At 70.6% G+C, this 14548-nt stretch carries 8 protein-coding genes; 5 read left to right on the top strand and 3 right to left on the bottom strand.

Annotated features, from left to right (window positions below):
• Positions 1–28 precede the first annotated feature (28 nt).
• From leuS to holA, 4 genes are all read left to right on the top strand, one after another.
• Complete coding sequence (gene leuS / locus DEU37_RS14575) at positions 29–2611, top strand: leucine--tRNA ligase (RefSeq protein ID WP_121191314.1); 2583 nt, start codon at positions 29–31, stop codon at positions 2609–2611.
• Positions 2612–2695: 84 nt separating this feature from the next.
• Positions 2696–3310 (top strand): ComEA family DNA-binding protein, encoded by a 615-nt coding sequence (locus tag DEU37_RS14570; RefSeq protein ID WP_121191313.1) that lies wholly within the window; start codon positions 2696–2698, stop codon positions 3308–3310.
• Positions 3307–5676, top strand: coding sequence for a ComEC/Rec2 family competence protein (locus DEU37_RS14565; protein WP_121191312.1), 2370 nt, complete (start codon positions 3307–3309; stop codon positions 5674–5676). The genes DEU37_RS14570 and DEU37_RS14565 overlap by 4 nt, the downstream gene beginning before the upstream one ends.
• Positions 5677–5728: 52 nt before the next feature.
• Entirely contained in the window at positions 5729–6775 is a 1047-nt protein-coding gene (gene holA / locus DEU37_RS14560; protein ID WP_016465137.1) for a DNA polymerase III subunit delta, read from the top strand.
• A 201-nt stretch (positions 6776–6976) separates the two neighbouring features.
• On the opposite strand, the gene rpsT is transcribed toward holA, so the two are convergent.
• On the bottom strand, positions 6977–7237 hold the full coding sequence (gene rpsT, locus DEU37_RS14555) for a 30S ribosomal protein S20 (RefSeq protein ID WP_036285140.1): 261 nt from the start codon (positions 7235–7237) through the stop codon (positions 6977–6979).
• A gap of 217 nt (positions 7238–7454) precedes the next feature.
• Between rpsT and DEU37_RS14550 the strand changes: the two genes are divergently transcribed.
• Complete coding sequence (locus DEU37_RS14550) at positions 7455–8750, top strand: MFS transporter (RefSeq protein ID WP_121191311.1); 1296 nt, start codon at positions 7455–7457, stop codon at positions 8748–8750.
• On the opposite strand, the gene DEU37_RS14545 is transcribed toward DEU37_RS14550, so the two are convergent.
• Positions 8680–9423 (bottom strand): alpha/beta fold hydrolase, encoded by a 744-nt coding sequence (locus tag DEU37_RS14545; RefSeq protein ID WP_121191310.1) that lies wholly within the window; start codon positions 9421–9423, stop codon positions 8680–8682. The two genes, DEU37_RS14550 and DEU37_RS14545, sit on opposite strands and share 71 nt — an antisense overlap.
• A gap of 108 nt (positions 9424–9531) precedes the next feature.
• Positions 9532–14298: an ExeM/NucH family extracellular endonuclease gene (locus DEU37_RS14540; RefSeq protein ID WP_259457314.1), complete on the bottom strand. Its 4767-nt coding sequence runs from the start codon at positions 14296–14298 to the stop codon at positions 9532–9534.
• Between the last annotated feature and the right edge of the window lie 250 nt (positions 14299–14548).

Raw genomic sequence — 14548 nt, 5'->3', positions numbered from 1 at the left:
GAGCTTTCAGATTGGTCTTCCCCTTCCCATGAGCAGCCCCACAGACATCGCCACCGCCGCCGAGAACGGACCGTACGACGTGCACGCCGTGCAGGAGAAGTGGCAGCGCATCTGGGCCGAGAAGGACCCGTTCCGCGCCGGCGGTGAAGACGACACCCGCCCGCGAAAGTATGTGCTCGCGATGTTCCCCTACCCGTCGGGCGACCTGCACATGGGGCACGCGGAGAACTACCTCTACTCCGACATCGTCGCGCGCTTCTGGCGTCACCGCGGGTACAACGTGCTCAACCCGATCGGCTGGGACAGCTTCGGCCTGCCCGCCGAGAACGCCGCCATCAAGCGCGGCGTCGAGCCGCGCGGCTGGACCTACGGCAACATCGCGCAGCAGCGCTCCAGCATGCAGCAATACGGCGTCTCGTTCGACTGGTCGCGCGTACTGCACACCTCCGACCCGGAGTACTACCGCTGGAACCAGTGGCTCTTCCAGCGGCTCTATGAGAAGGGCCTCGCGTACCGCAAGGATGCGCTCGTCAACTGGGACCCGGTGGACCAGACCGTGCTCGCCAACGAGCAGGTGCTGCCCGACGGGACATCGGAGCGCAGCGGCGCCGTGGTCGTCAAGAAGAAGCTGACCCAATGGTTCTTCCGCATCACGGAGTACGCCGACCGTCTGCTCGACGACCTGAACCAGCTCGAGGGCTTCTGGCCGCACAAGGTGCTGCAGATGCAGCGCAACTGGATCGGACGCTCGGTCGGCGCCGACATCGACTTCGAGATCGAAGGCCGCGCCGACAAGATCACCGTGTTCTCGACGCGCCCCGACACCCTTTACGGCGCGACGTTCATGGTCGTCGCTCCGGACTCCGACCTCGCCGCGGAGCTCGTGGCCTCGGCATCCCCGGAGGCGCGCATGCGCTTCCAGGACTACCTCGACACCGTGCAGAAGACGAGCGAGATCGACCGGCAGACCGCCGACCGCCCGAAGACCGGCGTGTTCCTGGAGCGGTACGCGGTCAACCCGGTCACGGGGGAGCGGCTGCCCATCTGGGCCGCGGACTACGTGCTCGCCGGCTACGGCCACGGCGCCGTCATGGCGGTTCCCGCCCACGATCAGCGCGACCTCGACTTCGCCCGTGCGTTCGACCTGCCCGTCAAGGTGGTCGTCGACACGACAGCCCCCGTGACCGGCGCGATCCCGGTGATCGAACTGGATGCCGAGGGCGTGCCGATCGATCCGGGTGCTCCGGGCATCGACGAGATCGACCCGGCCAAGACCGGCGTCGCGATCACGGGCGACGGCCGGATGATGAACTCCGGCCCCCTCGACGGGCTGAGCAAGCGCAACGCCATCGCCCGGGCCATCGAGCAGCTCGAGGCCGCCGGAACCGGTCGCGCTGCGAAGACCTATCGCCTGCGCGACTGGCTCATCTCACGCCAGCGCTACTGGGGCACGCCGATCCCGATGGTGCACACCGCCGATGGGCGCATCGTGCCCGTGCCGGACGAGCAGCTGCCCGTCGAGCTGCCGGCCATGGAGGGCCTCGACCTGACGCCGAAGGGCTCTTCTCCGCTGGGCGCCGCGACCGGATGGGTCGAAACCGTCGACCCCGAGACGGGCGAGCCGGCCCTGCGCGACCCCGACACGATGGACACGTTCGTCGACAGCTCCTGGTACTTCCTGCGGTTCCTGTCACCGGGCGACACGACGAAGGCGTTCTCCTCGAAGGATGCCGACCGATGGGGTCCGGTGGACTTCTACATCGGCGGCGTCGAGCACGCCATCCTGCACCTGCTGTACGCGCGCTTCATCACGAAGGCGCTGTTCGACATGGGCCTCGTCGAGTTCACCGAGCCGTTCTCCCACCTCATCAACCAGGGCATGGTCATCCTCGACGGCGCCAAGATGAGCAAGAGCAAGGGCAACCTCGTGCTCTTCCAGGACGAGCTGAACGCCCACGGTGCCGACGCCCTGCGGGTCGCGCTCGCCTTCGCCGGTCCGGTGGAGGACGACAAGGACTGGAGCGATGTCTCGACGACGGGAGCCGCGAAGTTCCTGGCGCGCGCCTGGCGCATCGCGCATGAGGTGACCAGCGCTCCGGACGTCGTGTGGGCCGAGGGAGACCAGGCGCTTCGCCGTGTCACCCATCGCCTGTGGGCCGACGCCCCGGCGCTCATCGAGCAGACCAAGTTCAACGTCGTCGTCGCCCGTCTGATGGAGCTCGTCAACGCGACGCGCAAGACGATCGACGGCCCCGCCGGGGCGGGGGATCCTGCTGTCCGCGAGGCCGCCGAGGCGATCGCGATGGTCCTCGACCTGTTCGCTCCGCACACCGCCGAGGAGATGTGGGAGCAGCTCGGGTACGAGCCGTTCGTCGGTCTCGCCACCTGGCGTCAAGCCGATCCGACGCTGCTGGTCGAGGAGTCGGTCACCGCGGTCGTGCAGATCGACGGCAAGGTGCGCGGCACGCTGACGGTGCCGGCGCGCATCTCGGCCGACGAGCTGGAGGCGCTGGCGCGCGCGGACGAGAAGGTCGTGCGCTCACTCGGCGGACGCGAGATCGCACGCGTCGTCGTCCGCGCTCCCAAGGTCGTCAGCTTCACCACCGCGTAGTCTCCTCCCCATGAGGGCGGTGCCCGCCGCTCGTCCACGGATGCCGCGCGGGCGCTGATCCCGGCGGTACGCCGATGGCACGGTGTGGAGGTGAGTCCGCCCGGCATCGATCACCCACCGCGCACCGCCGCCGACGCGCATCGCGCGCGTCGGCGGCGCGTCGGCACCGGTGCGGCCCTGGTGCTGGTGCTGGCCGCCGCGGCGATCGCGGTCGCGGTGGGGCTCGTCCGCTCGGTGGCCACCGCCGACACGGGCGTCGCGGTGGCGCCCGTCGAGATCTCGGCCGCTGCGCTCTACGTGCACGTGTCGGGTGCCGTGGAGCGCCCCGGGCTCTACCGCCTGGACGGCGGAGCGCGCGTCGTCGATGTGGTCTCCGCCGCGGGCGGGTTCACGGACACCGCCGATCGCACGGCGGTCAATCTGGCGCGACCTCTCGTAGACGGCGAACAGGTGCAGGTGCCGGAGGTCGGGGAGGCGCCGTCCACCGGCGCACCCGTCAGCGGTGACGGACGCGTGAACCTCAACACCGCCGACGTCGCCGCCCTCGACACGCTTCCGCGCGTGGGACCCGCGATCGCAGAGCGGATCATCGCGTGGCGCGAGGAGAACGGCCGGTTCACCAGCGTCGACGATCTGCTGTCGGTTCCCGGCATCGGCGAGAAGATGCTCGCCGGACTCCGCGACCTGGTGACGGTGTGACCGGCACCGCGGCGACGACACCTCAGCCGACGCGAGCCGGCCGGGGCGGCCGATCCCTGCGACGCCGGGACGTGCGCCTCGTGCCCGTCGCCGCCGGTGCGTGGGTGACCGCCGGGGTCCTCACCGGCACGGCGGATGCCGCGGCATCCGCGGCCGCGCTGCTCTGGGCGAGCGCACTCGTGGTCGTCCTCGCGCTGGTGCACCGGCGGCGCCGCTCCGCTGCGTTCCGGGCGGGACGCAGCGCTCCTGCGCTCGCCCTGGTCGCCATCGTCCTGGCCGTCGCGGCGGGGGTCGCCTCGCACGTCGCCTCCGCGCTGCCTGCTCGCGGAGCCGTTGCGGCGGCCGAGATCGCCGGGGGACGTGCGCTGACGGTCGACGTCGTCGCGGTCGGCAAGATCGAACGCGGCGCGGCCGGCTGGCGATTCGACGCCGTGCTGCAGCGGCTCGCCTACGGAGAGACCACGATCACGACACCGGTGCCGGTGCTCGTACGCACCGGCGACGTCCCGCCGGGACTCGATCTCGGCGCCCGCGTGAGCCTGACCGGAACGGCATGGGCCGCGGGCCCCGGCGAACGGGCCGTCCTCGTCATCGATGCGTCCGCGACGCCGACGCTGATCGCCGCACCGACGGGAGTGTCCGCTCTGGCCTCGCTCCTGCGCCACGGACTGACCGCCGTCACGACCGGGCTCCCCGATCCCGGCGGCGGCCTGATCGCGGGTCTCGCGGTCGGCGACACCTCGGGAGTGTCGGACGGGCTCGATGCGGCGATGAAGTCCTCTTCGCTGTCGCACCTCACCGCCGTGAGCGGAGCCAACTGCGCCCTGGTCGTCGGGATCGCCTTCGCTCTGGCGGCCCTGTGCGCAGCGCGCCGTGCCCTCCGGGTGATCGCGGGCCTCGGCGCCCTCGTCGCGTTCGTGATCCTCGTCTCGCCGGAGCCGAGCGTCATCCGCGCGGCGACGATGGCCGCCATCGCCATGCTGGGCCTGATGCTGGGTCGCACCGGGGCGGGGCTCTCCTTGCTGACAGCGTCGGTCGTCCTCCTGCTCCTGCTCGACCCGTGGCTGTCGCGCTCGATCGGGTTCGCCCTCTCGGTCGCCGCCACCGCCGCGCTTCTCGTCCTCGCCGGGCCCCTCGCGGATGGCCTCTCGCGGTGGATGCCGCGCACACTCGCTCTGTTCGTCGCCGTGCCGCTGTCCGCTCAGCTCGCGTGCGGCCCCATCATCGTGCTGATCTCGCCCCAGGTGTCGATCTACGGTGTGGCGGCGAACATGCTCGCCGCGCCGGCCGCGCCGGTGGGCACCGTTCTGGGGCTCGCCGCCTGCCTGTGCGCCGGCATCCCCCTCCTGGGTGCGGGACTCGCGGCGCTCGCCTGGGTGCCGGCCGCCTGGATCGCCGCCACCGCCACGACACTCAGCACCCTGCCGGGCAGCGCGATCTGGTGGCCCGAGGGCGTCGGGGGCCTGGCCGCCCTGACCCTTGCCAGTGCGGCCGTGGTCGTCCTGCTGCTGCGCACACCGCGACCGGCGCGGGTCGCCGCAGTCGTGGTCCTGGCCGTCACCGCGGTCGTCGTGGCCGCAACCGGCCCCGCCGCGCAGGTCGGTCTTCGCGCCCGCCTTCCCGTCGCCTGGTCGATCGCGGTGTGCGACGTCGGCCAGGGCGATGCGATCGCGATCCGCGCCGCCGGTCGCGTCGCGCTCGTGGATACCGGCCCCGATCCGCAGGCGCTCACGAGCTGCCTGGAGACGCTCGGTGTGGACCGGGTGGACCTTCTGGTTCTCACCCATTTCGACCACGACCACGACGGAGGAACGCGCGCGGTCGCCGGCCGCGTCGACACCGTTCTGCACGGACCGACAGGTGCGCCCGACGACGAACGCACACTGGCCCGGTTGAGCGACGCGGGAGCCCACCTCGTCCGTGCCGACGCGGGGATGACCGGCACCCTCGGCGATGCCCGCTGGCGCGTGCTGTGGCCGCAGCCGCGCACCGCCGCAGGAAACGACGGCAGCGTCGTGATCGACATCGCCGGCCCGACCGTGCCTCCGATGCTGATGCTGGGTGACCTCTCTGCCGAGGGTCAGCGGCGCCTGATGGCGACGGCATCCCTGCGCGCCGCCTACACGGTCGTGAAGGTCTCGCACCACGGCAGCGCCGACCAGGAACCGCGGCTGTACGGACGACTCCACGCCGCAGTGGCGCTGATCTCGGTCGGAGCGAACACCTACGGACATCCGCGAAGCGAGACGCTCGCGATGCTCGAATCCTTGGGCGCGCGGCTGGCCCGCACCGACACGGAAGGTCTCCTCATGCTGTGGACCGAGGCATCGAGCGTGCGACTGTGGCACGAGAAGGGATCTCCGTGAGCTGCCGCCGGGCGCTGCCTCGGTGTCGCGAGCCGTCGGTAGGCTGGTGTTCATGCCTTCCGCGCCGCGTCGTCCCGCCTCTCGCGGAGGCGCGCGCACCGCGTCGGCGATCCCGCAGATCTCCTGGCGGTCGCCGCAGCCGGCGCCCGTCGTGCTCGTCTCCGGGCCCGAGGACGTCTGCGCGGAGCGGGCGACCGCCGGCATCCGCGAGTTCCTCCGCGCGGAGGATGCGAGCCTGGAGGTCTCCGACCTGCGGGCCGACGACTACACCTCCGGAAGCCTGCTGACCCTCACGTCGCCGTCGCTGTTCGGCGAGCCGCGGCTCGTGCGCGTCGGAGGCGTCGAGAAGTGCTCCGACGCTTTCTTGACCGAGGCCCTTGCCTACATCGAGGCCCCCCAGGACGGCGCCACGGTGGTGCTCCGCCACACCGGTTCCAGCGTGCGCGGCAAGAAGCTGCTCGATGCGATCCGATCCGGTACCGGTGGCGGCATCGAGATCGCGTGCCCGGCCGTCAAGCGCGACTCCGACCGCTTCGACTTCGCGGCCGGGGAGTTCCAGACGGCGCGCAAGAAGATCGCGCCGGTTGCTCTCCGCGCGCTCGTGGGCGCATTCTCCGACGACCTCACCGAGCTCGCGGCGGCCTGCCAGCAGCTCATCTCCGACGTGCCCGGCGACATCACCGAGCAGATCGTGGAGCGGTATTACGGCGGCCGCGTGGAGACCTCGGCGTTCACGGTCGCCGACACCGCCATCGCCGGCCGGTACGGCGATGCTCTCGTGGCTCTTCGCCACGCCCTCGCCAGCGGCGCCGATCCGGTGCCGCTGGTTGCCGCGATCGCCTCGAAGCTGCGAACGATGGCGCGCGTCGCCGGCATCCGAGAGTCGTCCGCGTCGCTCGCGGCTCGACTCGGCATGAAGGACTGGCAGGTCGATCGCGCGCGCCGTGACCTCACGGGGTGGAACGAGGCGAGCCTCGGCCTCGCCATCCAGGCGGCGGCGCGGGCGGATGCCGAGGTCAAAGGCGCCTCACGCGATCCCGTCTTCGCCGTGGAGCGCCTCATCACGATCATCGCCACCCGCGCCCCCTACGGCGCCTGAGCGCGGGGGATGCCGCATCCGTCACTCTGCGGCGCACCCGACCCCGCGCTCATCCGTCCCGTCTGGTCGCATCCGGCACGAATGAACGACCAGACAGGACCGACGAACACGCGCACGCGCACGCGCGTGCACCGTGCCCACCCATGACGAAGGCCCGCCGCCGCGGATGCGGGGACGGGCCTTCGATGATGTGGATGCGGCTCAGAGAGCGGCGACCTGCTTCGCGATCGACGACTTGCGGTTCGCGGCCTGGTTCTCGTGGATGACGCCCTTGCTCACAGCCTTGTCGAGCTTCTTGGACGCCTTCGCGAGCGCCTTCTCGGCAGCGGCCTTGTCGCCGGCGGCGATCGCCTCGCGGGTGCGACGCACCTCGGTCTTCAGCTCGCTCTTGACGGCCTTGTTGCGCTCGCGCGCCTTCTCGTTGGTCTTGTTGCGCTTGATCTGCGACTTGATGTTCGCCACGTTCGACGGCTCTTTCGTTCGGTTTTCGATGGATGTGCCGGGGTAGCGGTAGAGGGACGCCTCCGGCGGCGTGCGGGGTGGGACCCACACGCAAGCCAATCACCGAGTCTATCAGGTCGCCGCGCGCCGCCCCCGCAATGCGGGCCGCGGCACCGGGCGTGCGGCATGATCGGCTCGTTCGGCCTCATCGACGAGGCCCGCCGACGAAGGAGTCGCCGTGACTGCCGCCTCGCCAGACCCGAGCACCCGGAACGCGCCCCGACGCGCCGGTGCCGCATGGTTCACACTGTTCACCCTCGCGTGGCTGGCGATCTGGACAGCCCAGCTGACCCCGCTGCAGCTGCTCATCCCGCTGCAGCTGAACACCCCCGGCGACGCCGACCGGTGGATCTCGGGGGTGGTGTCCTCGGGACTGATCCTCGCCGCCGGCGGCCTCGCGGGTGTCATCGCCGGCCCGCTCGCCGGCGGCATGAGCGATCGCACCCGTGGCGCCTTCGGCAGGCGTCGTCCGTGGGCGCTCGGGGGAGTGGTACTGGGCGCCGTCTCGCTGATCGGCCTCGCGTTCGCCACGGTCCCGTGGGCGGTGGCGATCTCGTGGATCGGCGTCTCCGTCGGTGTCGCCGTCGCATCCGCAGCGTTCACCGCGATGATCGCCGACCAGCTCACCGAGCAGCGCGGCACCGCTTCCGCCTCGATCTCGTCCTCGCAGGCCCTCGGAGTCGTCGTCGGCGTGGGGGTCATCGTCCTTCTCGGCCTGGGCGTGATCGCGGGCTATCTCGTCCTCGGCGGCGTCCTGCTGATCGCGGGCGGCCTCGGCGCCCTGCTGCTGCCCGACCCGCCCGCACCCGCCGCTTCCGCCACCGCACGCACCCGTCTCTCCGCCGCGGAGCGCTTCGCCGCCTTCCGGGACCGCGATTTCGCGTGGATGCTGTGGGGGCGTCTCGTCGTCAACATCGGCAACGCCCTCGGTACCGGCCTGCTGCTGTTCTTCCTTCTCTACGGGCTGCACCGCGACCCGGCCGACGCACAGGACGAACTGCTGCTGCTCATCGTCGTCTACACCGTCTTCGTCGTCGCGGCATCCGTCGTCGCCGGGGCGGTCTCGGATCGCACCGGACGCCGACGCGGCATGACGGTCGCCGCCGCCCTCGTGCAGGGCGCTGCTGCTCTGCTGCTCGCAGTGTTCCCGTCCTTCGACATCGCCCTCGTGGCGGCCGCGCTGCTGGGCGTCGGGTACGGCGCGTACATGGCCGTCGGGCTCGCACTCGGCACCGACCTCCTGCCGTTCGCCGAGGACAGCGCGCGCGACCTGGGCTTCGTCACCGTTGCGGCGAGCCTGGGGCAACTGCTCGGACCGCTCGTTGGCGCCGGCCTGGTCGCCGCCGTCGAGGGGTTCTGGCTGCTGTTCCTCGGCGGCGCCGTGCTGTCGGTGCTCGGCGGACTCATGACCCTGATGGTGCGGGCTGAGTCCCGGCATCCATCGTCGCCAGCGCCAGATCCACAACGGCGTTGAAGACCCGCGGACGCATCGCGGTGACCAGGTGCGAGGTACGCGGCACCACGATGAGCTCCGCGGCGGGCACCAGAGACGTGAACAGCCTCTCGTTGATGCGCAACTGATCGAACTGCCCGTTCACGAACCACGTCGGCACCGCGATGCGACGCAGCGCGGCGAGCAGGTCGAGCACCGACAGGCTGCGCAGCGCGGTGTCCTGCGCGTCATACGCATACCCACCGGCGCCGAAGTCGGCCCGCGTCTCGACGGGCAGCGTGCGATCGAGCACCCACTCGGCGATCGGTGCGCCGCGGCGGGGAAGCCGATCGAAGCCGCGAGCGAGCGTGCGATAGGTCTGCAGCGCCACGCCGCGCGGGATCGCGGTGCAGGATGCCGCGATGAACGCGTCGACCGGCGGGCGCTCCGCCGCGCCGACGTACTCGATGGACACGAGACCGCCCATGGAGTGGCCGACGAGCAGCACACGGCCGCGTGTGGCGGCATCGCGCACCGCGCCGTCGATCGTCGCGAATGCGCCGTCGAGCGTGAAGGGCTCACCCATCCGCGCACCGTGGCCCGGGAGGTCGAGTGCGACCGCGTCGATGCCGCGGCCACGCAGATGCTCGACCTGCGCGCGCCACATCGTCGCCGAGGTACGGATGCCGTGCACCATCACCACCGTCGTCGCCATGGTCTTCAGCCTAAGCAGTGGGCGCGGCCCGGGATCCGACGTGCACGCAGACACGCACGAGGCCCCGGACACCCGCCGAAGCGGGGCCGGGGCCTCGGGTGCGAGCGATCAGCCCATGAGGCTCCGACGACGACGTGTCATCGCGAGCAGCAGGCCGGCCGCGAGCAAGAACGCTCCGCCGAGCGCGAGACCCCAGGGGAGCTCGGCGCCCGTGGTGGCGAGGGTGCCTTCACCGACCACCTGCAGCGGAAGGTTCAGCACGACCCGTCCGTCGGCACCCAACACGATGAGGTGGTGAGTACCCAGCGGGAGCGTCGACGGCACCGTCACGGTGAACGTCACGCGGCCCGCGGCATCAGCGGCCGGGATGCCGGTGATGACGATCGGATCGCTGTTCAGCGTGGCGACCACCTGTTCGCGCGCGCCCAGCCCGGTGAGCGTCACCGTGAACGACGCGCCGCGCTCGATGCGCCCATCGGCCGACAGCCCCGCGGTCGACACACCCGCCGCGGCACCGCCGGTGCTCGGCAGCGTCGTCGACGGCGACGGAGACGGCGCACCGGTCGGGGCGCCCGTCGTGGAGGGCGAACCGGTCGGGGACGCGCTCGAGGTCGGGCCCGGCGTCGGTGTGGTGGCGGTGACCAGCACAGCGCGTCCGAGCGGCGAGGGCGTCATCGGCGTGACCGCCGCCGCGTAGGCGAGGGTCGCGTCGAGGTCGACCTGACCGGTGTCCGTGCGGGCTGTTCCCTGCGCGAACGGCGTGAAGCCGTCCCCGCCGTTGGCGAGGAACGAGTTCGTCACCACCGTGAAGGTGTCGGCGTCGCTGATCTTCTTCCCGTCCAGCGACATCGACACGATGTGTCCCGACCGCGACGCCGTCTGGCCGGCGAGCGGTGCATCCTCGGTGTACTCGTAGGTGAAGCCCTTCGAGACGCCCAGGTGCAGCTTGGGACGGTCGCCGGTCGACTGCCACTGGCGCGTCAGGATGTCCTTCAGCTGGGCACCGGTGAGGGTCACCGTGACGAGCGTGTTCGCGAACGGCTGCACGGCGGCCAGATCCTTGAACGTCACCGTCCCGTCGCCGCTGCGCACGAGGTCGGCGCGCAGTCCGCCCGGGTTCATCAGCGCGATCTGCGCCTTCGTGCCCGCGTAGCCCGGGTTGGTGCTCGTGGCCCACAGATAGATGTCGGCGACGGTGTTGCCCATCGTCGACTCGACTCCGCGATCCGAGCCGCCCTTCCCGCCGCGCAGGATGTCAGCCGTGATGACGCCCACCGGCTTGGAACCGATCGTGTTGGCCTGTGCGGTGAAGGCGGCGACCATCGAGGCGACCGCCGCATCGGCCGGGTAGGCCTTGGCGAGCGCCTGCGTCGATCCGGTCGCCGACACCAGCTCGTGAGCGTCGGTGTCGTACTGCAGCGAGAGCTGTCCGAGCGCCTTGCCGTACTCCGACGCCTGGATGACCGGTCGCAGCTTCCCGCTGGAGCCCACCTGCACGTTGCACGCGTAGGTCTGGTGCGTGTGCGCGGAGACGATGGCATCGATGTGGCTGGATGCCCCGCGGATGAGGGTGCCGAAGTCCGAGGGGTCGGTGGCGACCGCGTCGCACTGGTTCGACACCGACGAGCCGGAGTGCGTGAGCAGCACGGTGACGTCGGCCAGGTTGCCGTCGGCGATCGTCGTGGCGACCCGGTTGGCCGCATCGAGCTGGTCACCGAACTCGATGCCGTCGATGCCCTTCGGGTCGACCATCCGCGCCGTATCGGTGGTCACCGTGCCGATGAAGGCGACGCGCACGCCGCCGATCGTCTTCACGGTGTACTCCGGCAGGACAGGCGTGGTCGTCCCCTTCTTGTACACATTGGCGCCGAGCGCGAACGGCGAACCGGCGGTGATCTGCGCGTCGGTCACGTTCGCGGGGTCGGTGTTGCCGCCGAAACGCGGCAGCACGCGACTCTTCAGGTCGGTGAAGCCACGGTCGAACTCGTGGTTGCCCACCGCCGACACCTCCAGCCCCGCGGCCTTCAGCGCGTCGATGGTCGGGCTGTCCTGCTGGATCAGCGAAGTGAAGGTCGACGCCCCGATGTTGTCGCCGGCCGAGACCAGCAACGTGTTCGGGTTCTTCGCCTTCTTGGCAGCGACCGCTCCGGCGAGCACGGCCGCTCCGGCCTCGCCCTGGCTGCCGGGCTCGATGCGACCGTGGAAGTCGTTGATCGTCAGGATGTCGATCTTCGTCGGTGCGCTCTTGCGTGCGGACAGACCGACCTTCAGCGGATCGTGATCGCTCGAGCGATACGGAACGTCCTGCCAGAACAGCGTGCCGTGGTTGTTGTAGCGGCTGTACTCCAGCGCCACCGACTCGCCCGAGTTGATGTTCCAGACATCACCTCCCGTGACACGCTTGCCGGCCGCCGCGTTCAGCAGCACGTGGTCGAGCGAGCCCGCGAGGCCGTCGAACGAGTAGGTGGAACGCCCCACCTTCAGCGCCGACTCGGCATCCGTGTAGCCCGCATCGTAGAGGACCTTCAGCGGGTCCTCCTGGGTGTAGGAGTTGAAGTCGCCGACGAGGACGGCTGCCTCGCCGGTCGTGGTGATCGAAGAGACCCAGTCCCGCAGCGCGGTCGCCTGAGCGACGCGCGCCGGGTTCCAGGCGCCCTGTCCGTCCTTCTGGTCGGCCTGCGATCCGCTGGCGCCACTGGAGCCCTTGGACTTGAAGTGGTTCACGACGAAGAGGAACGGCTCGCCGCCAGCGGCAGGAGCGAACTTCTGCGCGATCGGCTCGCGTGCGTTGTCGAAGGCCTGCCCGGAGCCGGACTGCGTCCCCAGCGCGAGCGCATCGCCGACCGGGGCGACCCGGGCGGGCTGATAGATGATCGCGTTGCGGATGACGTCCTGCTGCGACGCATCGGGCAGCTGTGCGGATGCCGGGACGTAGGCCCACTTCTCGCTTCCCGCAGCGGCGTTGAGCGCCGCGACGAGGGTCGAGACGGCCTTGTCCGGCGTCGCCGGCGTGGACTTGGCCGAGTTCTCGATCTCCATGAGACCGACCACCGAGGCGTCCAGCGTGTTGATGGCCGAGACGATCTTCGACTGCTGGCGGGCGAGGTCCGCCGCACCCCACGCGCCGCGGAGGTCGCAGCCGCCGCGCACGTTCGTGCCGACGCCGGCGCGGTCGGTGTACGGCTGGCAGGACGCATCGGACGAGCCGAGCGTCGTGAAGTAGTTGAGCACGTTGAACGAACCCACGCTGAGGTCACCGCCGACCGAGGCGGGAGCCGCGGTGCGCGGGTTGGTGAAGCTCGCCTGCCCCTGCGTCTTGCCATCGCCGGCGAGGAAGGACACCGGGTTCAGCTTCCACGTGTTGTTGCGGTAATCGAGCACGAACGCGCCGCTCAACGATGCGGTGCCGCCGACGACGACCGGCTTGTCGAGCGAGACGTAGGCCGGAGTCAGGTCGCCGTTCAGGAGCGCGCCGGTCCCGTTGTTGGCACGCGCCGCGTAGTCGAGCGAACCGCCGTCATCGAGGACGACGCCGCGCGCGAGGTTGTCCGCCGTGACCGCGGCGGCTTCGGAGCTGCCGGGGCGAGCGACGTCCGTCGGCTGACGGAGCACGCCCGATCCTGCGGCCAGGCCCACCTCGCCGTAACGGTTGGTGTTGTTGGTGTTGGTGACCGTGAAGGTGCCGGTGACGCTCACGAGCATCGACTCGAGGCTCTCCCGCTGCGCGGTCGAGGCCGGCCATGTGCTGAGCACGACGGGCTTGGGGGCCGCAGCCGCATCGATCTTGCGCGCCGTGCCTGCATCGACCGTCAGCTGTGTCAGACCGTTGAACTCGGACGCCTTGCCGGTGACGCGCACGGTGTCGCCGAGGGCGACCTCGCTGGCCACGGCCGAAGTCTTCGCGTAGACGAAGATGGCGTCGGATGCCGTGTGGGTGCTCAGATCGACCGTGCCGCCCGTTCCGGGCGTCTGGATGACGTAGCCGTTGTAGCCGCCCGTCGCGTAGTGAGCGGTGACGACGCCTTCCGTCGTGACGGTCTGACCGTTCAGCGGCGTCTTGTCGGCGGATCCCTGAATCGCGGCGATCGGCGTGATCGTGTCGGTTCCCGCGGGTGCCGTCGACGTCGGCTGCGGAGTCGGCGTCGGCGTCGACGTTGCGCTCGGCTGGGGAGTGGGGGACGCGGTACCGGTCGGCCCAGGCGTCGGCTCCGCGCCGGCGGCGGAGTTCTGCGGAGTGGGGGCGCCCACGGCGAAGTCCGCGCTGTTGACGGCGGTGTTGGTGTGCGATGCGTTACGCGAGATGCTGGTCGGGTTCTCGGTGCCAGGTGCGGGCGAGCCGGCCGCGGGTGTCGCGGACGAGCCCCAGGCCACGTAGTCGACGACATCGGCGTCGCTCGGTCCGGTCACGATGGTCGCACTCGAGACCAGGGCGACCTTGCCGGTCGTCCCGCTCAGCGCGAGCGAGCCGACGGCATCCGGTGTGGGAAGGGGCGTCGTCCCGCCTTGCCCCTTCGCCTCCTGGACGAGGAAGGTGCGTCCGGCGGCGATGGTGCCGCTGAGGGGCTGCGCCGAGAACTTGTTGTCGCCGCCTGCTGCGGCGTACTGCAGCGTCCAGCCGTCGAGGCTGACCGGCGCCGACGAGACGTTCACGAGTTCCACGAAGTCGTGCGTGTAGGTGGCCTTGCTGTTGCCGCCCCCGCCGTATACCTCGTTGATGAGCACGGCGGCGTCCGCGGAGACCGCCGCCCGAGCGGGAAGAGCGGCCAGACCCGCGCCGGTGAGGGCGAGGGCTCCGGCGGTGATGGCGGCGACGATCGAGCGTCGCTTCCGCCTCTCGGCGGTGGGACGCATGGCGTCCGGTGTCGGATCTGACACGTGTTCTCCCTGGTTTCGCATGCAACAGCGGACAGCCGCATACACGGCGGTCCTCTTCGGTGATTGAGTGCCGATGATGAGGTGGCTGTGAGACGAAAAGGTTTCACCGAAGTGAACGCCGCACGACATCCGGTCCCATCGAACGTGAGATCGAGCTTCTGTGGCGCGGATCGCGGCGGCAAGAGAATGAGCGGTTAACTCTTTCTCATCCTGCGCGGCCCTGGCGCGTCGCGCGACGGGCACGCTAGAG

This window comes from Microbacterium sp. AG790, from assembly GCF_003634765.1.
Lineage (GTDB): Bacteria > Actinomycetota > Actinomycetes > Actinomycetales > Microbacteriaceae > Microbacterium.
The sequence above is the reverse complement of the archived record's forward strand: the minus strand, read 5'-3'. Positions and strand labels throughout refer to the sequence as shown.